18 protein-coding genes and 2 pseudogenes are annotated in these 19,545 nt (G+C 72.8%); 14 read left to right on the top strand and 6 right to left on the bottom strand.

All coding sequences use genetic code 11. The features are described from left to right. Positions 1-54 precede the first annotated feature (54 nt). From AB0P07_RS25205 to AB0P07_RS25190, 4 genes are read left to right on the top strand one after another with little or no spacing between them, the layout of a single operon-like run. A complete protein-coding gene (locus tag AB0P07_RS25205) occupies positions 55-474 on the top strand; it encodes a roadblock/LC7 domain-containing protein (RefSeq protein WP_164417489.1) in 420 nt (139 codons plus the stop codon). After that, a complete protein-coding gene (locus AB0P07_RS25200; RefSeq protein ID WP_031038983.1) occupies positions 471-827 on the top strand; it encodes a DUF742 domain-containing protein in 357 nt (118 codons plus the stop codon). Before AB0P07_RS25205 ends, AB0P07_RS25200 begins: the two co-directional genes overlap by 4 nt. Beyond that, positions 808-1,467 carry an ATP/GTP-binding protein gene (locus tag AB0P07_RS25195; RefSeq protein ID WP_365554292.1) on the top strand — a complete coding sequence of 220 codons (660 nt, stop codon included), beginning with the start codon at positions 808-810 and terminating at the stop codon, positions 1,465-1,467. The genes AB0P07_RS25200 and AB0P07_RS25195 overlap by 20 nt, the downstream gene beginning before the upstream one ends. Then, a complete protein-coding gene (locus tag AB0P07_RS25190; protein WP_365554289.1) occupies positions 1,464-2,726 on the top strand; it encodes a cytochrome P450 in 1,263 nt (420 codons plus the stop codon). Before AB0P07_RS25195 ends, AB0P07_RS25190 begins: the two co-directional genes overlap by 4 nt. Positions 2,727-2,739: 13 nt before the next feature. On the opposite strand, the gene AB0P07_RS25185 is transcribed toward AB0P07_RS25190, so the two are convergent. After that, positions 2,740-3,963, bottom strand: a complete 1,224-nt coding sequence (locus AB0P07_RS25185; RefSeq protein WP_365554286.1) for a cytochrome P450 — start codon at positions 3,961-3,963, stop codon at positions 2,740-2,742. A gap of 178 nt (positions 3,964-4,141) precedes the next feature. Beyond that, a pseudogene (gene pepE / locus AB0P07_RS25180) lies at positions 4,142-4,782 on the bottom strand (dipeptidase PepE); the annotation flags it as partial. On the opposite strand from pepE, the pseudogene AB0P07_RS25175 reads away from it, so the two are divergent. The 3 genes and pseudogenes from AB0P07_RS25175 to ykgO form a co-directional block, all read left to right on the top strand. Continuing rightward, positions 4,769-5,479, top strand: a pseudogene (locus tag AB0P07_RS25175) (M20/M25/M40 family metallo-hydrolase); the annotation flags it as partial. The pseudogenes pepE and AB0P07_RS25175 overlap by 14 nt on opposite strands. 144 nt (positions 5,480-5,623) lie before the next feature. After that, the gene (gene rpmG / locus AB0P07_RS25170; protein ID WP_019330754.1) at positions 5,624-5,788 is read left to right on the top strand and encodes a 50S ribosomal protein L33; all 165 of its coding nucleotides are present in this window, start codon (positions 5,624-5,626) and stop codon (positions 5,786-5,788) included. A 29-nt stretch (positions 5,789-5,817) separates the two neighbouring features. Beyond that, the gene (gene ykgO / locus AB0P07_RS25165; protein ID WP_003978293.1) at positions 5,818-5,940 is read left to right on the top strand and encodes a type B 50S ribosomal protein L36; all 123 of its coding nucleotides are present in this window, start codon (positions 5,818-5,820) and stop codon (positions 5,938-5,940) included. Positions 5,941-6,019: 79 nt separating this feature from the next. On the opposite strand, the gene AB0P07_RS25160 is transcribed toward ykgO, so the two are convergent. Beyond that, complete coding sequence (locus tag AB0P07_RS25160) at positions 6,020-8,026, bottom strand: TerD family protein (protein ID WP_365554282.1); 2,007 nt, start codon at positions 8,024-8,026, stop codon at positions 6,020-6,022. 152 nt (positions 8,027-8,178) lie between these two features. Between AB0P07_RS25160 and AB0P07_RS25155 the strand changes: the two genes are divergently transcribed. Continuing rightward, complete coding sequence (locus AB0P07_RS25155) at positions 8,179-9,252, top strand: polyprenyl synthetase family protein (RefSeq protein WP_365554279.1); 1,074 nt, start codon at positions 8,179-8,181, stop codon at positions 9,250-9,252. A gap of 169 nt (positions 9,253-9,421) precedes the next feature. Beyond that, positions 9,422-10,855, top strand: a complete 1,434-nt coding sequence (locus AB0P07_RS25150) for a WGR domain-containing protein (protein WP_365554276.1) — start codon at positions 9,422-9,424, stop codon at positions 10,853-10,855. Positions 10,856-10,868: 13 nt separating this feature from the next. Here the strand turns inward: AB0P07_RS25150 and AB0P07_RS25145 are convergent, their stop codons facing one another. After that, complete coding sequence (locus AB0P07_RS25145) at positions 10,869-11,291, bottom strand: DUF350 domain-containing protein (protein WP_365554273.1); 423 nt, start codon at positions 11,289-11,291, stop codon at positions 10,869-10,871. Positions 11,292-11,387: 96 nt separating this feature from the next. Beyond that, the gene (locus tag AB0P07_RS25140) at positions 11,388-12,488 is read right to left on the bottom strand and encodes a DUF475 domain-containing protein (RefSeq protein ID WP_365554271.1); all 1,101 of its coding nucleotides are present in this window, start codon (positions 12,486-12,488) and stop codon (positions 11,388-11,390) included. A gap of 194 nt (positions 12,489-12,682) precedes the next feature. Here AB0P07_RS25140 and AB0P07_RS25135 point away from each other — a divergent pair, with 194 nt between their 5' ends. The 4 genes from AB0P07_RS25135 (at position 12,683) to AB0P07_RS25120 (ending at position 16,853) form a co-directional block, all read left to right on the top strand. After that, positions 12,683-13,138, top strand: a complete 456-nt coding sequence (locus tag AB0P07_RS25135) for a Fur family transcriptional regulator (RefSeq protein WP_365554268.1) — start codon at positions 12,683-12,685, stop codon at positions 13,136-13,138. A gap of 24 nt (positions 13,139-13,162) precedes the next feature. Beyond that, a complete protein-coding gene (katG, locus tag AB0P07_RS25130; protein WP_365554265.1) occupies positions 13,163-15,385 on the top strand; it encodes a catalase/peroxidase HPI in 2,223 nt (740 codons plus the stop codon). A gap of 141 nt (positions 15,386-15,526) precedes the next feature. After that, on the top strand, positions 15,527-16,528 hold the full coding sequence (locus tag AB0P07_RS25125) for an aminoglycoside phosphotransferase family protein (protein ID WP_365554262.1): 1,002 nt from the start codon (positions 15,527-15,529) through the stop codon (positions 16,526-16,528). A gap of 58 nt (positions 16,529-16,586) precedes the next feature. Then, positions 16,587-16,853, top strand: a complete 267-nt coding sequence (locus AB0P07_RS25120; RefSeq protein WP_365554259.1) for a hypothetical protein — start codon at positions 16,587-16,589, stop codon at positions 16,851-16,853. Here AB0P07_RS25120 and AB0P07_RS25115 read toward each other — a convergent pair. Then, positions 16,796-17,824, bottom strand: a complete 1,029-nt coding sequence (locus AB0P07_RS25115; RefSeq protein ID WP_365554256.1) for a MerR family transcriptional regulator — start codon at positions 17,822-17,824, stop codon at positions 16,796-16,798. The genes AB0P07_RS25120 and AB0P07_RS25115 overlap by 58 nt on opposite strands. 91 nt (positions 17,825-17,915) lie before the next feature. Here AB0P07_RS25115 and AB0P07_RS25110 point away from each other — a divergent pair, with 91 nt between their 5' ends. Continuing rightward, positions 17,916-19,493 carry an alpha/beta hydrolase gene (locus tag AB0P07_RS25110; protein ID WP_365554253.1) on the top strand — a complete coding sequence of 526 codons (1,578 nt, stop codon included), beginning with the start codon at positions 17,916-17,918 and terminating at the stop codon, positions 19,491-19,493. The last annotated feature ends 52 nt before the right edge of the window (positions 19,494-19,545 follow it).

Here is a 19,545-nt window from a genome sequence, read left to right as displayed (position 1 = left end):
TGGAGGAACGGGCCGGTGACCGCAGCACCGGGAACCACCGGCCCCGCACCCACCATGCAGACCACCGACAACAGCCTCACCTGGCTCCTGCAGAACCTCCTGGACCGCACCCCCGGTACCCGCCACGCCCTCGTCCTGTCCCGCGACGGCCTCAAGCTCTGCTGGACCGAGCACCTCACCCTGGACCGGGCCGACCAGCTCGCCGCGATCTGCTCGGGCATCCAGGCCCTCGCCCAGGGCGCCTCCGTCGAGTTCGGCAACGGAACCGGCGGCGTACGCCACTCCATGACCGAGTTCCACGGCGGCCTGCTGTTCATCGTGGAAGCGGGCGAGGGCGCCCACCTCGCCGTCGTCGCGGTCGAGGACGCCGATCCCGGTGTCGTCGGCCACCAGATGACCGAGCTGGTCGAGCAGATCGGCGACCACCTGAGGGCCGAGCCGCGCCACGCCGTCCCCGGGGGCAGCTCGTCGTGACGCGCAGGCCCGTGGACACCGGCGCACCCGACCGGCTCTACACGGTCACGGGCGGGCGCAGCCGTGCCGACGACTCGTTCGACCTCGTCACCCTGGTGGTCGCCGAGTGCGGGCCGACGGCCGGCATGCAGTCGGAACACGTCCGCATCCTCGACCTGTGCCGGCACCCCACGGCCGTGGTCGAACTCGCCGCCGAGCTGGCCCTGCCGATCACGGTGGTCCGCATCCTGCTCGGCGACCTGCTGGCCACCGGCAGTATCACCGCCCGCCACCCGCGCCTGGGGCAGACCGCCGCGTCGCACCCCGATACCGCCCTGCTCCAGGAGGTGCTCCATGGACTCCGCAACCTCTGACCCGACGGCCTCCGCGGTCCCGCACACGGTCACGGAAGCCCTCGCGCCCTTGAGCCGCACGCCGCTGACCGACGCCGCGGAGACCGGGCTGAAGATCGTCGTCGTGGGCGGCTTCGGAGTCGGCAAGACCACTCTCGTCCGCTCCGTGAGCGAGATCCGGCCGCTCAACACCGAGGAGGTCATGACCCAGGCCGGGGTCGGCGTCGACGAGACCGGCTCGGTCACCGCGAAGACCACCACCACGGTGGCCTTCGACTTCGGCCGCATCAGCCTCAACGACCGCATGGTGCTGTACCTGTTCGGCGCCCCCGGTCAGGAGCGTTTCTGGTTCCTGTGGGACCGGCTCTTCTCCGGCACCCTCGGCGCGGTCGTCCTGGTGGACACCCGCCGCATGGACGACTCCTGGTACGCGATAGACCGGCTGGAACACCATCGCACCCCCTTCGTGGTGGCCGTGAACCGCTTCGACGACGACACCGCCCGGCACTCCCTGGACGAGATCCGGCTGGCCCTCGCGCTGCCCGACCACGTGCCGCTGATCGACTGCGACGCACGGGTGCGGACGTCGGGCAAGAACGTACTGGTCACCCTCGTGGACCACCTTTACCAACTGGCCCTGGCCCGGGAGAGCGCATCGTGACCGAACTGGACCCCTCACCCCACCCCGTCGCCGCGCCGGGATGCCCCGCGCACCCGGACGCCGTGCCACTGGCGGGGCTGGAGTACCAGCAGACCCCGTCGGAGCTGTACCGCGGACTGCGCGCCGAACACGGCGCCGTCGCACCCGTGCTCCTCGACGGCGACATCCCCGCCTGGCTGGTCCTCGGCTATCCCGAGGTCAGCTATGTGACCAGCCACGACGACCTGTTCGCCCGGGACTCGCGCCGCTGGAACCAGTGGGGCAGCATCCCGCCCGACTGGCCCCTGCTGCCCTACGTCGGGCATCAGCCGTCCGTCCTGTTCACCGAGGGCGAGGAGCACCGGCGGCGGGCCGGTGTCATCACCCAGGCGCTCGCCGGCGTCGACCAGTTCGAACTGGCCCGGGACTGCCGGCAGCTCGCCGACCGGCTCATCGCCGCCTTCGCCGGCAGCGGCCGCGCCGAGCTGATGAGCGGCTACGCCCACCCGCTGCCGATGATCGCCGCCGTGCGCATGTGCGGGATGCCGCACAGCGGCGCCGAGACCCGGCAACTCGTCGAGGACCTGCGCATCTCCCTCGACGCAGCCGAGGGCGACGACCCGGTCGCCGCCTACACGCGCGTGGGCGAGCGCATCCACCGGCTGGTCCGCCACAAGCGCGAACGCCCCGGACCCGACGTCACCTCCCGGATGCTGACCCACCCGGCGGGACTGACCGACGAGGAGATCGTCCAGGACCTGATCTCCGTCATCGCCGCCGCCCAGCAGCCCACCGGCAACTGGATCGGCAACACGCTCCGCCTGCTGCTCACCGACGAGCGCTTCGCCCTCAACGTCTCCGGCGGCCGCCTCAGCGTGGGGGAGGCCCTCAACGAGGTGCTGTGGCTGGACACCCCCACGCAGAACTTCATCGGCCGCTGGGCCGTGGGCGACACCCAGCTGGGCGGCCGGCAGATCCGGGCCGGCGACTGCCTCGTCCTCGGCCTCGCCGCGGCCAACACCGACCCGCAGCTGTGGCCCGAGGCCCATGTCGGCGCCGAGAACTCCGCGCACCTCTCCTTCAGCAACGGCGAACACCGCTGCCCCTACCCGGCGCCGCTGCTCGCCGACGTCATCGCCCGCACCGCGGTCGAGACCTTGCTGGAACGCCTCCCCGATCTCGTACTCGCCGTCGAGCCGAGGGAGTTGAACTGGCGTCCCTCCATCTGGATGCGCGGTCTGACGACGCTGCCCGCCGTCTTCACGCCCGTCGTGGCCTGACGCGTACGGCCCCTCAGGCCGCGGGGGTGAACCGCACCGGCAGTGACTGCGGGCCCCGGGTGAACACGCCCCGCTCCACGACCTCGAACCCGTCCTCCGTGCGCAGGTCGGGCAGGGCGTCGAGGAGCTGCCCCACCCCGGTCTCGACCTCGGCCTTCGCCAGCAGCGCCCCGACGCAGAAGTGCCGTCCCAGCGCGAAGGCGAGATGGTCGGCGGCCGCCGAGAAGGCGGTCGGGGTGGTCAGATCGTCGCGCATGATGTCGAAGCGGTCCGGGTCGCGGTAGCGGTTCTCGTCCCGGTTTGCCGCGCCTATCAGGCAGGTGACGGTGGCGCCGGCGGGTATCGTCCCGCCGCTGAGCGTGACGTCCGTCGCCGTCTGACGCATGATCATGTGGACCGGCGGGGTGTAGCGCAGCGTCTCGGCGAAGGCCCGCGGGATCAGACTCCGGTCCTCGCGCACGGCCGCCAACTGCTCCGGGTGGGCCAGCAGGTTGGCGAAGATGCCGGCGATCGCCTTGTCGGTGGTCTCGCCGCCTGCCGCGAGCAGCAGGCTGCAGAACGCCTTGATGTCCTCGTCGCTCATCCGCACCCCGTCCACCTCGGCGGCGCACAGCGTGGACAGCAGGTCGTCGCCCGGCTTCTCGCGGCGCTCCCGGATGACGGGGATCATGTACTCGGCGAACTCCACGCGGGTGCGCGCACCGGCGGCGGCGACCTCCTGGTCCCCCGAGAGGTTGCCCAGGAAGGCGATGACCGACGTGTACCAGCCGTGGAACCGGTCGTGGTCGGCCTTGTCCAGACCCAGCATGTCCGCGATGACGTTGACGGGGAACCGGGTGGCGTAGTCGGCGACCAGGTCGGCACGTCCCGTGTGCCGGAACGCGTCGATCAGCTCCCGGGAGTTGCGCTCGATCACCGGCAGAAAGCGCTCCTGGAGGTCGGCCCCGCGGAAGGCCGGGGCGACGAGCGCGCGCCGGACCGCGTGCTCCCGGCCGCTCAGCTGGAGGATCGTCCTGCCGTGCACGGGCTCGAGCTGCCAGTCGTAGTTCTCCGTGGTGAACTGCCCCGCACGGTCCTTGAAGACCCGTTCCACGTCCTCGTAGCGCGAGACGATCCAGCTCTGCGTGGCCTCGTGCCGGATGAGGGGCGCGCTGTCCCGCATCGTCCGGTAGGCCGGATACGGGTTCGCCGCGAACTCGGGGGAGAGGATGTCGGGGACCTGCTGCGCGGTGGACATGAGGCTCCTCGGTCGACAACGGCCTTGTCCCACCAGGCTATTGACGACATGGTGTCTCCGACAGACCGCGCGGCGCGGCGGTCGTGGCCGGGTCGGGTCTCGGCCGTCCGAGAAGGCCGCCCGCGCGGTCCTCTTCGTCGAAGACTGCCCCCGGTCGCGCTTGCGGTCGGGAGCGGGCGTCGAACTCGCCCCGCACCGCGAAGAGTTCGGACAGGCCCGCGCCCACCGACAACTCGCGCGGCTCCGCTCCCCGCCGGAACAGCCGGGCGTCGCGCTCGCCGCCGAGCACGGCCCGCTCGCCCTCGACCCGCAGCCAGGACCCCTCCCGCAGGCCCAGCACGGGCACGTCGTTCTCCTCCGGGAACTCCCGAAGCCGCTCCTCGCGGGTCTCGCCCTTGTGCGTCGAGGCGGGGTCCGGGTCGAGGTAGTGCGGATTGATCTGGAACGGGACCAGCCCGAGCGTCTCGAAGGACGGCGGCTCGACGATCGGCATGTCGTTGGTGGTGCGCAGCGAGGGCGCCGCCATGTTGGTCCCGGCGCCGGCCCCCATGTACGGCAGCCCGCCGGCCACCGCCTTGATCAACGCCTCGCGCAGCCCCGTGCGGTACAGCGCGGACAGCAGCCGGAAGGAGTTGCCGCCGCCGACGAACACCGCGTCCGCCTCGCCGAGCCGCGCGAGCGAACGCCGCCCTCGTGCACGCCCCGCACCTCGATTCCGGCGCCGGACAGCGCGCCACGCACGCGGGCGGTGTAGGCGTCGTGGTCGGCGAGCGCGTACGGCACGAAGGCGAGCCGGGCCCCGGTGGGCAGGAAGGCGGTCGTCGCCCGCATCCCCGGTGTCGACGCCTCCCGGGGGCGCTGCTGGTCCACGGCCATCTGGACGTCGTACCGGCGGACGCGGCCGAGTGGCAGCTGCCGCCGTTCTCCGGCGAGATCCGGGACGGCTACCTGTGGGGACGCGGCGCCATCGACATGAAGGACACGGTGGCCGTCACGCCGGCCACCGCCCGCCACTTCGCCCGCACCGGCACCCGGTCCGCCCGCGAGATCGTCCTCGCCTTCCTCGCCGACGAGGAGGCCGGCGGCAGGTTCGGTGCCCACTGGCTGGTGGAGCACCGGCCCGAGCTGTTCGAGGGCGTCACCGAGGCGATCGGCGAGGGCGGCGGCTTCAGCCACGCTCTGGACGACACCCGGCGCCTCTACCCGATCGAGAGCGCCCAGCGCGGCATGGCGTGGCTGGAGCTGACGGCATCGGGTCGCGCCGGACACGGCTCGTCCCCCAACGACGAGAACGCCGTCACCGACCTCGCCGAGTCCCTCACCCGCATCGGCCGGCACACCTTCCCCGTCCGGCTGATCGAACCGGTGTGTGCCCTGCTCGCCGAGCCCGCGCGCCTCCAGGGGGCCGACCTCGACCACGACGCCGAGGACCTGGACGCGGAGCTGGCCAAGCTGGGCCACGTGGCCGACTTCATGCAGGTCGTGCTGAGCGCGTGCCGCTGCAGGGCCTGCGCTTCGGGGTGCGGGTGATGACGCGGCTGCGGCAGGAGTGCTGACCGGCACGGCCCTCGGGAATGCCCCCGCCGCCGTCCGTGTTGTGAGGCGTGACTGACATGCGCGGGACAGAACGGCAGCCCGCGCCGCGGTCGGAAGGAGCACCATGGCACGCAGCACCGCACGCCCGGTCGTCAGGCTGAAGTCGACGGCGGGCACCGGCGTCACCTACGTCACCCGCAAGAACCGCCTCAACGACCCCGACCGGCTCGTCCTGCGCAAGTACGACCCGGTGGCGGGGGAGCACGTGCCGTTCCGCGAGGAACGCTGAACGGCGCCGAGAAACAGGAGGAGGCAGTCGTGAAGGTCCGCAACTCCCTGCGCGCCCTCAAGGCCAGGCCCGGCGCCCAGGTGGTGCGCCGCCGTGGCGTGACCTACGTGATCAACAAGAAGGACCCGCGCTTCAAGGCCCGCCAGGGCTGAGCAGCCGCGCTCGACGGCCCGGCCCCCGCTGCCAACGGGGGCCGGGCCAAGGCGTGTCCGTTCGGATACGCGGCCGGTGTCAGTCGGTCACGTCGACGCCGTACCCCCGGGCGAGGGCGCCGAGGTCGTGGTCGTAGCCCTGCCCGACGGCGCGCAGCCGCCAGCTTCCCCCGCGCCGGTAGATCTCCGCCAGGAGCATCGTGCGCTCGGTGGTGGCGGCGTCCAGCGTGGCCTGGGCGAGGGCGGCCGCGCCGGCGCCGGGGCCGGAGACGATGTGCAGGGCGCCCACGTCGCCGAAGGCGGGGGAGCCGTCGATCGCGGCCGCGACGACGACCTTGCGGGCCGAGGGCGCAAGCGTGGCGAGGTCCACGCTGACGGTCTGCTCCGTCGGCCCGTCGCTCAGCAGCCGCACCGTGCCGCCCGGGTTCTCCGGGGCGCCGTAGAAGACGAAGTCCTCGTCGAAGGAGACCTGCTCGTCCTCGTCCAGCACGAACGCCACCACGTCGATCTCGCACGCCGTCTGCTGCGCCCAGGAGGCGGTGACGGTCCAGCGGTCCGCCGGTCCCCGGCCCTTCGGCAGGGGAAGGTCGACGACGCCACCGCGCGGCAGCACATGGGCGGCCGCGCGCCCCTCTCCCGCCCCGGCCGCCTCCGTGACCACCGGTGCGACCAGCCACGCGGCGTCATGGACGGGCAGGAGCAGCGCGGTGATCCTGGCAAGTCGGCGGTCGCTTCGGCCGCCGTCGAGAACGACCACGTCGGTGACACCGGCGGAGAGGTTGATGGCCGCGGCCCCGCCGAGTTCGACGACGCGGGTGCGGGCGGCCACCGCGTCGGGGTGGGTGCCGCCGAGTACGAGGACGCGGCGCCCGGTCAGTGGCCCGCGCGGCTTCGCGGAGCGCTTCGTGCCGGGCTTCGGACCGGCGGCCTCGCCCGCCGCGGGTTGGCGCGGCGTCGGCACGGCCGAGAGCCCGGGGGAGAGCGCGGTCGCGGGTTCCGGAGCCGGTGCGGGACCCTGGGCCGGCTCGGGTCCCCCGACCGGCGGGGGTCCCTCGACCGGTACGGCTTGCGGGGTCGGCGGCGCGGGGTGCGGGTACTGCACGGGTTCCAGGGCCACTACTACGGGATGCGAGGGCGGCACGGGTTCCGGGACCGCCGCCCCCTCGTGCGGGGTGCCGGGGCGGACGTCGCCGAGCAGCCGCAGGAAGACCGACTCGTCGATCACCGGAACGCCCTCGGCACGTGCCCGGCGCGCCTTGGCCGAGCCCCCGGAGGGCTCGTTGGTGACCAGGGCACTGGTGTGCCTGCTGACCGAGCCCATCATGTTCAGGCCCGCCGCGACGCCCCGCAGCATCAGGTCCGCGCGGGCGGTACCGGTCTCCCCGGTGACGGCGACCTTCATGCCCTGCACCAGCGGCCCGCCCGGGGTCAGCCGCCCCGGGTTGCGGAAGGCGCACGGCGTCTTCGGCGGCTTCGGTGCGAACCGCGGGTCCTGTCGCGGCGGGCAGGCCACCAGGGGCAGCGGCAGGTCGAGCCCCGCCGCCGCCCGCAGCGAGGCGCGCAGCACCCCCGCCAGCACCCGCGTGTCGTCCAGCGCGTCGTGCGCCTTGAGCCGGGGCACGCCGTAGTGCGCGGCGAGCGTGCCGAGCTTCAGGTCGTCGGTCGGCGGGTCGATGCGCCGGTTCAGGGCCAGGGTGCACAGCCGCCTGGCCACGGGCAGCCGCAGCCCGGCCCGCGCGAACTCGTGGGCGAGGAAGTCGTAGTCGAACTGGGCGTTGTGGGCGACCAGCACCCGGCCCTCCAGCAGTGCCCCGATCCGCTCGGCCACCTGCCCGAAGGCGGGCGCCCCGCGCAGCCGCTCCGCCGTCAGGCCGTGCACGTGCACCGGCCCCGGATCGCAGCCCGGGTCCAGCAGGGTGGACAACTCGCCGGTCTGCTCGCCGTCCGGGCCCAGGGTCACCACGGCCACGGACAGCACCCGGTCGCGGCGCGGTACGAGGCCGGAGGTCTCCACGTCCACCAACGCCCATTCGAAGGCGTAGTCGCACAGGTCGGACAGATCGGAGGGGGCAGACGTGAGAGACATGAAGGAAGGATGGAGGCATGTCCACAACTCCTTCAACTCCAACGCCCATTCCTCCCGTTTCGCGTCCTTCTCCGGCCACGTCGCACATCTCCCGGCCCGCCCTGACACACTGCTGAGCGCGTCATCCGCCCCGCTCACAGGAGGACTTCGTCATGACCGAGCAGCCGCCGGCCCGCGTCGCCGGGTACGAGCGCCGGTTCAACACGCTCTTCGCGCAGTACTTCGACACCCTGGGTACGACCCTGGACGCTCCGTCCTTCAGCCGTTTCACCCCGGACTGCGTCGAGTTGCTGCGCGACCTGTCGCTGCGCGGCGGCAAGCGGATGCGGGTCGTCCTGCTGCACGAGGCCGCGCGCCTGGTGACCGCCGAGGCGGTCGAAGGGCTGGACGCCGCCGCACTGAGCGTCGAACTCCTCCAGACCCACGGCCTGGTGCACGACGACCTCATCGACGACAGCGCCACCCGCAGGGGCGGCCCCACCACGTACTACGCCTACCGGGAGAAGTTCCCCGGGCATCCACGCGCCGCGCTCGCCCTCACGGTGCTCGCGGGCGACCTCGCCCTGGCCCTCTGCCTGCGTGTGCTCCTGGAGGCCGAGCTTCCCACCGAGGTGCGCCAGGCCATGGTCGAGGTCCAGACCCGGGCCGCGGCCGACACCTTCGTCGGCCAGATCGTCGACCTGGAACGCGACTTCAGTGCCGCACCCCCGGGCGACGACGTCCTGCACGCCGTCGCCGACCACAAGTCGGCCCGGTACTCGGTCCTGGCACCCCTGCGTCTCGGACTCCTGGCCGCGGGCGAGCAACCGGACGCGCACGAACCCGGGTTGAGCCACTACGCACGCCTGCTCGGCATCTGCGGACAGATGCGCGACGACTATCTGGACCTGTTCGGTGACGCGGAGGCGATGGGGAAGCCGACCGGCACCGACATCCGCGAGGGCCGGCACACCTACACCGTGGTCCGTCTGCTGTCCGCCGTCAGCGGCGCCGAGCGGGACTTCGTGCGCCGGGCCCTCGGCGATCCCGCCTGCACACCGCGGACCGTCGCCGAGGTCCGCGCGATCGGCGAGCGGGCCGGTGTCGCCGACCGGATGCGGGCCGACATGCGGCAGTACGCCGAGCGGGCCCGCCTGGTGGCGGAGAGCTGGCGCCCGCGCTGGCGCGAGGACGCGGTCGCCTTCTTCGAGCAACTGCCGCTGTGGAGCGTCGAACGGGCCGCGTGATCCGCTCACACCCCGGCCGGCCGGAGCGCCGCGGGCTCCCGGACGCAGGACGGCAGCCGGGCGGGCCGTCCGGGCCGCTCACCACGTCCGACTGTCAGTGGCACCTTCTACGGTTCTGTCAGTGGAACCCGCGGAACACGCCGCGGGACCGACCGGGGAGAGGTCTGCCATGTCGAGGACGTACCTGGAGCTGTCGCAGGACGGCGGGGGCGCGCACAAGTTCTACGAAGTCACCGTCCAGGGACAGGTCGTGTCGGTGCGCTACGGCCGGATCGGCGCCGCCGGGCAGACCCAGACCTCCACCTTCCCCACCGCCCAGAAGGCCGAGGCCGCCGCGGCCAAGAAGATAGGCGAGAAGATGCGCAAGGGCTACGAGCCCGCCGTGCAGGGCCAGCGCGCGCCCCGGGCCGTCACCCGCCGGCAGGTGGCCTCCGCACCCTCCACCGCCCGCGCGGTCGCCCCGGTCCTGTGGCGGTTCCGCACCGGCTCCGCCGCGTTCGGCATCCACATCGACGAGGACAAGTGCTGGGTGGGCAACCAGGCGGGTGACGTCTACACCCTGGCCCACGGCGGCGAGGTCCTCGCGCGCTACCAACTGCCGGACGGAGTCAAGTGCCTGGTCGCCGACGACTTCTGGATCTACGCCGGCTGCGACGACGGCCGGGTCTACGACCTGTCGTCCAAACTGCCCTTCGCCGCCTACGACATCGCCGCCGACGTGGACATCTTCTGGCTCGACATCCACGAGGGCGTGCTGAACGTCGCGGACCGCGCCGGCCGGCTCACCGTCATCGACCACGAGGACGAGCACCAGTGGTCGCGCGGCGGGCGCGGTGAGCACGCCTGGATGGTGCGCGCCGACGACCGCGCCGTCTACCACGGGCACACCCGCGGCGTGACGGCCCACGCACCCGACGGCGGCACCGAGGTGTGGCACACCCCCACCCAGGGGGCCGTCCTCTTCGGCTGGCAGGAGGACGACGCGGTGTACGCGGGCACGGCGCGCCACACCGTCCAGCGGCTGTCCAAGGCGACCGGCGTCATCGAGGCGACCTACCACTGCGACAGCCCGGTCTACTCCTGCGCCACCTCACCCGGCGGCCGGTTCGTCTTCGCCGGTGACTCCGCGTCTTCGGTGTACTGCTTCGACCGGGACGGCACCCGCCTGTGGAAGCTCGGCACCGGCGGCGGCTCCGCCCTGTCCATGCAGTACCGCGACGAGCGGCTCTTCCTCGTCACCACGGACGGCTCCCTGGTGTGCGTGGACGCGAGCGAGGCGGCGGTCGCGGCCGCGCAGCAGGGCTCGGTTCCCGTCGCCCGCGACGTCAAGCTCGCCGCCACCCTGCCGACGTACGCGCCGGCCACCGCGGTCGCCGCCGTGGCGACCGTGACCGCGGCACCCGCGGGCTCGGTGGTGGTCGAGTGCGTCCAGGAGAACGGCCGTACCCGCATCCACGTGGTGTCGGAGGGGTACGACCACTCGTGGAACGTCCAGTTCCCGAGGGCGATCAGGGAACCCGGCGCGCGGTACGTGGTCGACGCCCTGCACGCCGCGTCGGGCGGCTTCTACCGGGTGCGCGGGGACATCAGGCGCCTCCAGTGACGGGAGAGCGGCGTCAGGCGATGGAGGCGGCGACGACGGCGGAGACCGCCAGGTTGCACGACGCCGTCACCCACACCGCCGGGTGCGGCTCCGGCTCGACCAGCGTCGCGCCCAGCCGCCCCGGGGTGATCAGGTCGACCACCAGGAAGGCCAGGGCCATCATCACGAGCCCCAGCAGCCCGAACACGGCCGTGGACACCAGACCCTTGCCGAAGTCCTCGTAGGTCGTCCATATGGAGGTGAAGACGATGCCGCCGATGCCGAGCAGCGCGGAGCTGAGCACCAGGGCGGCGTTGCGGTTGCGCTGCTCCCAGATCTGCCGGCCGAGCTTTCCGGGCGTCAGCAGGTCCACGAGGACGATGCCGAGGACCAGGAGGACCAGCCCCAGGCCGCCGTAGGCGGCGGCCCGGCCGAGTCCGTTGACGATGTCGGTCATGGCGTTGCCGGCTCCGTAGCGTGAGGGATCGCGCGCGTCGGATCGCGAATGATCGTGGTCAAGGCGCTGCAAAATGTAGCGCACCTGCCAGGTCGCTCAAGAGGCGGTCCGCAGCGCGCGGTTGCGCCGCACGGACGACCAGAACGACGCACCGATCAGGACGACGCCGACGAGGCCGGTGATGATCTCGTTGATCTGGTACTGGATGGTGACCAGCAGGATCAGCGACAGCGCGCCGATGGCGTAGTGGGCGCCGTGCTCCAGGTAGACGTAGTCGTCGAGGGTGCCCTGGCGGACCAGATAGACGGTCAGGGACCGTACGTACATGGCGCCGATGCCGAGGCCGAGGGCCATCAGGACGATGTCGTTGGTGATGGCGAAAGCGCCGATGACGCCGTCGAAGGAGAAGGACGCGTCCAGGACCTCCAGGTAGAGGAACATGAAGAAGGCCGCTTTTCCCGCCAGCTGGACGGGGGACCCGCGCCGCCCCGCCCGTTCCGCCTTCTCCTGCGCCTCCTGTTCGCGCTCCTCCTCGTGCTCGAGCCGTTGCTCGAAGAAACCGGAGAGGCCGCCGACGACCATGTAGGTGACGAGGCCGGCGACGCCCGCGAGCAGGACGGTCTCGGCCTCGTCGGCGTGTGTGCCGCCGTGCTGGTGGGCGTGGGCGCCGAAGGTGGTCGCGGAGACGAGCAGCACGATCAGGGCGATGCAGACCGACAGCATGTCGACGCTGCCGAACCTGGCCAGCGGACGCTCCAGCCACTCAAGCCACTTGATCTCCCGGTCCTCGAAGACGAAGTCCAGGAAGATCATCAGAAGGAACATGCCGCCGAAGGCGGCGATCGACGGATGGGCGTCGGTCACCAGTTCCTGATAGCGGTCCTTGTCGGTGAGCGCCAGGTGCACCGCGTTCCACGGACTCAGCCGGGCACTGATCGCCACGATCACCACGGGGAAGACCAGCCGCATCCCGAAGACCGCGATCACGATGCCGACGGTGAGGAAGATCTTCTGCCAGAAGGCGTTCATCTTCTTCAGGATCCCGGCGTTGATCACCGCGTTGTCGAAGGACAGGGAGATCTCCAGGACGGAGAGAATCGCCACGATGCCGAGGGCGGTCCAGCCGTCGTAGAGCACTCCGGCGGCCAGGCCGAGGGCGGTGACCACGAAAGCCCAGCGGAACGTCTTCACAAGCACCGGCAACTCATTCCTGTCGTCGCACTGATACGGGGCGGCATCCCCTGCCAGTGCCCGCCACGCACGTTTACTACCACGTCCGTCCGGCGGCACCCGGACAGGCGTTCCGGACGCCACCCGTCAGCGGCGGCCATCCAGAGTGGAGCCACTCGTTTCCTTGAGTCGTTCGTGTTCCAGGGAGTAGGTTCGCCCTCATGACGGCATCCCGGAACTCCCGGAATCCGGCCACCGCCGACGAGCTGCGCGGGGCGGGACTGCGGGTGACCGCCGCCCGCGTCGCGCTGCTCGAGGCCGTCCGGGAGGGCGACCACCTCGACGCCGAGGCCCTCACCTCAGGGGTGCGCCGACGCGTGGGGCACGTCTCCCTCCAGGCCGTGTACGACGCCCTGCACGCCCTCACCGCGGCACGGCTCGTACGCCGTATCGAACCACCCGGCAGCCCGGCGCGGTTCGAGGGACGGGTCGGTGACAACCACCACCACGTCCTGTGCCGGTCCTGCGGCACCCTCGCGGACGTCGACTGCGCCGTGGGCGACGCGCCGTGTCTGACGGCCTCCGACGACCACGGCTTCGTGATAGACGAGGCCGAGGTCATCTACCGGGGCCTGTGCCCCGACTGCTCCACCCCCGGCAGTTCCCCAGCACCGTGATCCGCCCCGTTCGGAAGGATTCCCATGTCCGAGAACCACGACGCCATCGTGACCGACGCGAAGGCCGAGGAGACGGGCGGCTGCCCGGTCCCCCACGGACGCGCCCCGCACCCCACGCAGGGCGGCGGAAACCGTCAGTGGTGGCCGGAGCGGCTGAACCTGAAGATCCTCGCCAAGAACCCCGCCGTCGCCAACCCGCTGGGTGAGGAGTTCGACTACGCGGCCGCCTTCAACGCCCTCGACCTGCCGGCCGTGAAACGGGACATCGCCGAGGTGCTGACCACCTCGCAGGACTGGTGGCCCGCCGACTTCGGCAACTACGGCCCGCTGATGATCCGGATGGCCTGGCACAGCGCGGGCACCTACCGCATCAGCGACGGCCGCGGCGGCGCGGGCGCCGGCCAGCAGCGCTTCGCCCCGCTCAACAGCTGGCCGGACAACGGCAACCTCGACAAGGCCCGCCGCCTGCTGTGGCCGGTCAAGAAGAAGTACGGCCAGAACCTCTCCTGGGCCGACCTGCTCGTCCTCACCGGCAACGTCGCGCTGGAGACGATGGGCTTGGAGACCTTCGGCTTCGCCGGCGGCCGCGCCGACGTCTGGGAGGCCGAGGAGGACGTCTACTGGGGCCCCGAGACCACCTGGCTCGACGACCGGCGCTACACCGGCGACCGCGAGCTGGAGAACCCCCTCGGCGCCGTCCAGATGGGCCTGATCTACGTCAACCCGGAGGGCCCGAACGGCAACCCGGACCCGATCGCCGCCGCCCGCGACATCCGTGAGACCTTCCGCCGCATGGCGATGAACGACGAGGAGACCGTCGCGCTGATCGCCGGCGGCCACACCTTCGGCAAGACCCACGGCGCCGGCCCCGCCGACGCCGTCGGCGACGACCCCGAGGCCGCCCCCATGGAGCAGATGGGACTCGGCTGGAAGTCCACCCACGGCACGGGCAGGGGCGGCGACGCCATCACCTCCGGCCTGGAGGTCACCTGGACCAGCACGCCCACCGAGTGGGGCAACGGCTTCTTCAAGAACCTCTTCGAGTTCGAGTACGAGCTGGAGCAGAGCCCGGCCGGCGCCCACCAGTGGGTGGCCAAGGACGCTCCGGAGATCATTCCCGACGCACACGACCCGGCCAAGAAGCACCGCCCCCGGATGCTCACCACCGACCTGTCGCTGCGCCTCGACCCGATCTACGGGCCGATCTCCCGCCGGTTCTACGAGAACCCGGAGGAATTCGCGGACGCCTTCGCCCGCGCCTGGTTCAAGCTGACCCACCGTGACATGGGCCCCAAGTCCCTGTACCTCGGCCCGGAGGTGCCCGAGGAGACCCTCATCTGGCAGGACCCGCTGCCCGAGCCCCAGGGCGAGGCCATCGACGCCGAGGACGTCGCCGCCCTCAAGACCAAGCTGCTGGAGTCCGGCCTGTCCGTGGCGCAGCTGGTGTCCACCGCCTGGGCCTCCGCGTCCACCTTCCGCGGCAGCGACAAGCGCGGCGGCGCCAACGGCGCCCGCATCCGCCTCGAGCCGCAGCGCGGCTGGGAGGTCAACGAGCCCGACGAGCTGGCCCAGGTCCTGCGCGTCCTTGAGGGCGTCCAGCGGGACTTCAACGCCGGCGCGGGCGCCAAGCACGTCTCCCTGGCCGACCTGATCGTCCTCGGTGGCTCGGCGGCCGTCGAGAAGGCCGCCAAGGAAGCCGGATTCGAGGTGGAGGTCCCCTTCGCCGCGGGCCGCGTGGACGCCACGGAGGAGCACACCGACGCCGAGTCCTTCGAGGCGCTCGAACCGACCGCCGACGGCTTCCGCAACTACCTCGGCAAGGGCAACCGGCTGCCGGCCGAGTTCCTCCTCCTCGACCGGGCCAACCTGCTCACCCTGAGCGCGCCCGAGATGACCGTCCTGGTCGGTGGCCTGCGGGTGCTGGGCGCCAACCACCAGCAGTCCCAGCTCGGCGTGTTCACCCGGACGACCGGCTCGCTGACCAACGACTTCTTCGTCAACCTGCTCGACCTGGGCATCACGTGGAAGTCGACGTCCGAGGACCGGACCACGTTCGAGGGCCGCGACGCCGCCACGGGTGAGGTCAAGTGGGCCGGCAGCCGTGCCGACCTGGTCTTCGGCTCCAACGCCGAACTGCGGGCGCTCGCCGAGGTCTACGCGAGCGACGACGCCAAGGAGAAGTTCGTGCACGACTTCGTCGCCGCCTGGGTCAAGGTCATGAACCTGGACCGCTTCGACCTGGCCTGATCCGCCTCGTCCTTCCAGTCCCACGGCCGCCGGACGGGCCGGTGCCGGCACCAGCGGTACCGGCACCGTCCGGCGGCCCCGGCGGTCCCTGCGAGGGGAAAACCGGTGGTCACGGGCAGCGCGCCGTGCTGGGATGGCCCGATGCTCAGTGACGCACCGGTGGCCGTGGACCGGGGGCGGTACCAGGACACCGTCACCCCGTGGGAGGAACCGGCCTGGCGCGCCGAGGTCCTGGACTGGGTCCGGTCCGGGCTCACCGCCCGCGGGCTGCGGCCGACGGGGCAGTGGCGGGTGCGGCTGCGGCCGTGGTCCGTCCTGCTGCGGCTGTCCGTCCGGGGAGGCGACGCGGTCTGGTTCAAGGCGAACCCGCCGGGCAGCGCCTTCGAGGGCGCGCTGACCGCGGCACTGGCCCGCTGGGTCCCCGGGCGCGTCCTGGAGCCGCTGGCGGTGGACACCGACCGGGGCTGGTCGCTGCTGCCCGACGGGGGACCGCGGTTTTGCGAGGTCCTCGCACGGGAGACGGTCACCCCCGGCGCGTGGGAAGAACTCGTGCGCCAGTACGCGGCCGTGCAACACGCCCTGACCGTGCGGGCGGGAGAGATCGAACGCCTGGGTGTCCCCGCCGTCCCCGTGCGCGCGCTGCCCGGCGTCCTCGACCGGCTCGACGACACCCCGCTGCCGCACCGGGACCGGGTCGCGCTGCGGGACCTGCGCCCCCGCCTGCTGGACTGGTGCGCGGAACTCGACGCCTCATGCGTCCCCGACTCCCTCGACCACGCCGACCTGCACGAGGGGCAGTTGTTCCGTCCCGCGCCCGGCAGGTTCACCTTCTTCGACTGGGGCGACGCCGTCGTGGCCCACCCCTTCGCGGGCCTCGTCGTCCCCGCCCGCCGGGCCGCCGAGCACCACGGTCCGCACGTGCTGCCGCGCCTGCGCGACGCCTACCTCGAACCCTGGACCGACTCCGGCCGTACGGCGGCGCAGCTGCGGCGGGCGGCGAGCCTCGCCTGGCGGCTCAGCGCCCTGAACCGCGCCGCCGCCTACGGCCGGCTCTTCCCCACCGCATCCGGTGCCGCCGGTGCCGCGACGGCCGCGGCGGGGGCACGCTGTCTGCTGGAACTGCTGGACGAGCCGCCCTTCTGAACCGGTCCCGGCCCTCGTCGCGCGGGCCGTTGTCAGTGCCGGATGCGAGGCTTCACGCATGGATGAGGTGGAGTTCATGCGCGGCAGGGTCTACGGCGCCGACCACGACAACCCCGGGCCGCGCGCCGGACGCGTGTACGCGCATCTGGTGGGCGGTCCCCTGGACGGTCTGCTCCTGGACGTCACGGACCTCACGGAACAGGAGCGCGGCCGCGCCGTGGCACTGGCGACGGAGATAGGCCGCTACGGCCCGGGCGGCCGCTCCGCCTACGCCCCGAGGCCGGGGGACACCCGCCGCTTCGACTGGCGGGGCGACGTGCCCTGAACCGGTACCGCCCCCGTCTGCGCGGTCAGCGCCGCCAGCAGCCAGTCGTGCGCCGTGCCCGGGGTCGGCTCCGGCCGCCCGCCCGGCGCGGTGTGCACCTCGGCCACGAGCTCCCAGTAGCCGTCCAGACGTGGATCGGCGGCGAGCTGCCCGGCCAGCCGGCGCCGGAAGTCCGGGGTGTCCCGCACCCCGTACGCACTCGTGTACGCGCCCACGAAGCCGTCCAACGCCTCACCCGGATGCGGCTCCCGGCCCCGGCGCAGCTGCGCCCCGGCCAGCTCGTACGCCTCCGCGAGCGCCGCGTACAGCACGGCGGCCCCCCGCGCCCCGGCGGCACGGTGGGCCTCGGGCTGGGGCTGGGCGGTGCCCGGACACGGGGCGAGGGTGAGGGCGTTGAGGCGGGCGAAGGCCAGGACCTGGGCCGGAGAGGGGTCGTCGGGCGGCTGCGGGACCGCCACGTCCAGGAAGGCCCCGGCCGACCGGGCCGGCATCCGCGCCGGGAGCCATCCGCGCCAGAACCGTACCAGCGGCGCCGTGCTGGGCGGGACGGACACGGCACCGATCAACCGCAGTCGGTCGGCCTGCTCACCGGGCGGCGACTCCGACACCAGCCGCAGTGCGGCCTCCCGCCAGCGCAAGGCCCTCAGCTCCGAGCCGACCTCACGCAGCCGGCCCGCCACCGCGGCCTCCAGTGCCCCGCCCGACCCGCTCCCGCCGCCCGCCGCGCCGTCCGCGTGCCGCTCGTCGAGGATCCTCCGCACCTCGGGAACGCCCAGGCCCAGGGCGCGCAAGGAGCGGATCAGCCGCAGCCGGTCGAGTGCCCCGGGACCGTAACGGCGGTGCCCTCCGGCGCTGCGGGACGCCTCCGGCAGCAGACCCCGGTCCGAGTAGAAGCGGACCGTCTTGACGGTGACACCCGCGCCCTCGGCCAGCTCGCCGATGCCGCACAGGCCGTCGTGGGACGTGAACACTTGAACCTCCCTCAGGGGGAGTTCCTACGGTACCGGCGACAGCGGGCCGGTGATCGGGCCGGGCCGCCACGGACGGAGGAGAGAGCAGACCATGACCGCGTTCATCCTGGTGTCGGGCATGTTCACCGGCACCCACATCTGGCAGGACACCGTCGCGCGCCTGACCGCGGCGGGCGCCGAGGCGCACCCGGTCGCCCTCACCGGCCTCGACGGACCGCGCGCGGCCGGCGACTCGGCCGTGGACCTGGAGACCCACATCGCGGACGTGCTCGCGGTGGTCGACTCCGTGGTCGGTTCCGCGGGCGGGTCCGAGGGCCGGCGGATCGTCCTGGTCGGCCACGACTACGGCATCCACCCGGCGGTCGGTGCCGCCGACCGGTGCGCCGAGCACATCGAGCGGATCGTCTATCTGGACTCGGGCCTGCCGAGGGACGGCGTCCCGGCCCTGGCCGCCGTACCCGACCAGTCCCTGCGCGACCGTCTCGCCCGAACTCCCGAAACCGCCGGGGCGGACGAGACGCCGGGCCTGCTGCCGCCCCCGACGTTCGACGAGTGGCCGCGCTGGGGCAGCACCGCGGGAGTCCCCGACGCCGCACTGGACCGGCTCACCGCCCTCGCCGCGCCCCAGCCCCTGGGCACCCTGCTCCAGCCGCTGCGGCTGACCGGCGCGGTCGCCCCGGTGCCCACCACCGGCGTGCTGTGCACGGGCAACGGCACGAGCATCGAGCTGGTGCAGATGCTGGTGCGCCTCGGCGACCCCGCGCTGCGCGCCCTGACCGACCCCCGGGTGACCTTCTTCGAGCTCCCCACCGGCCACTGGCCGATGCTGTCCTGCCCCGCCGAGCTGACGGACGTGCTGCTGCGGGCCGCGACGGGCGAGGGACACCGGCTGGAGCCGGTCGACGACGCCGAGGGGCCGGGACACCTGCGGCCGTTCCTGATGGACGTGCCCGACGTCCCGAGGGAGCGGCACGGGAACGTCGACCTCTACCTGCCCGACGCCGGGGAGCCCCGCCCCGCGGTGGTGTTCGTGCACGGCGGTCCGGTACCCGCCGACGCCCGGCCGACCCCCAGGGACTGGCCCGGCCTGACGGGGTACGCACGGTGCGTGGCCGGGGACGGAGCCGTGGGCGTCCTCCTCGACCACCGCCTGCACGACCTCGGCGACTACGAGCGGGCCGCCGCGGACGTGGCCGCCGCCGTGGAACTGGCGCGGGCCGATCCGCGGGTGGACGGGGACCGGATCGCGCTGTGGTTCTTCTCCGGCGGTGGCCTGATCGCCGCCGACTGGCTGGACGCGCCCCCGGCGTGGCTGCGCTGCCTGGCGGCCACCTACCCGGTCCTCGCGCCGCTGCCGAACTGGGGGCTGTCCGAGACCCGCCTGCGACCGGTGCGCGCCGTGGCGAACGCGGGCGGCCTGCCCGTCGTGCTCACCCGGGTGGGGCTGGAGATGCCGGAACTCGCCTCCACCGTCGAGGAGTTCCTGGCCGCGGCCAAGGACCGCGGGGCGGACGTGGAGGTGATCGACGTGCCGAACGGCCACCACGGCTTCGAGACCATCGACGTGACCGACGAGTCGCGCGCGGCGGTGCGGCACGCGCTACGCACGGTGCTCGGCCACGCCTTCGGGACGGGGACGCAGCCCGGGTCCGGGGCCGGGACACCGTGACGGCGGGCGACGCGCCACCAATCCGTCCGCCGCCCGGTGCCGGATTACCGTC

It is taken from the genome of Streptomyces sp. NPDC085944, from assembly GCF_040686295.1.
Lineage (GTDB): Bacteria > Actinomycetota > Actinomycetes > Streptomycetales > Streptomycetaceae > Streptomyces > Streptomyces salinarius.
Note: the sequence above shows the minus strand (reverse complement) of the source record. Positions and strands in the feature narration are given on the sequence as shown.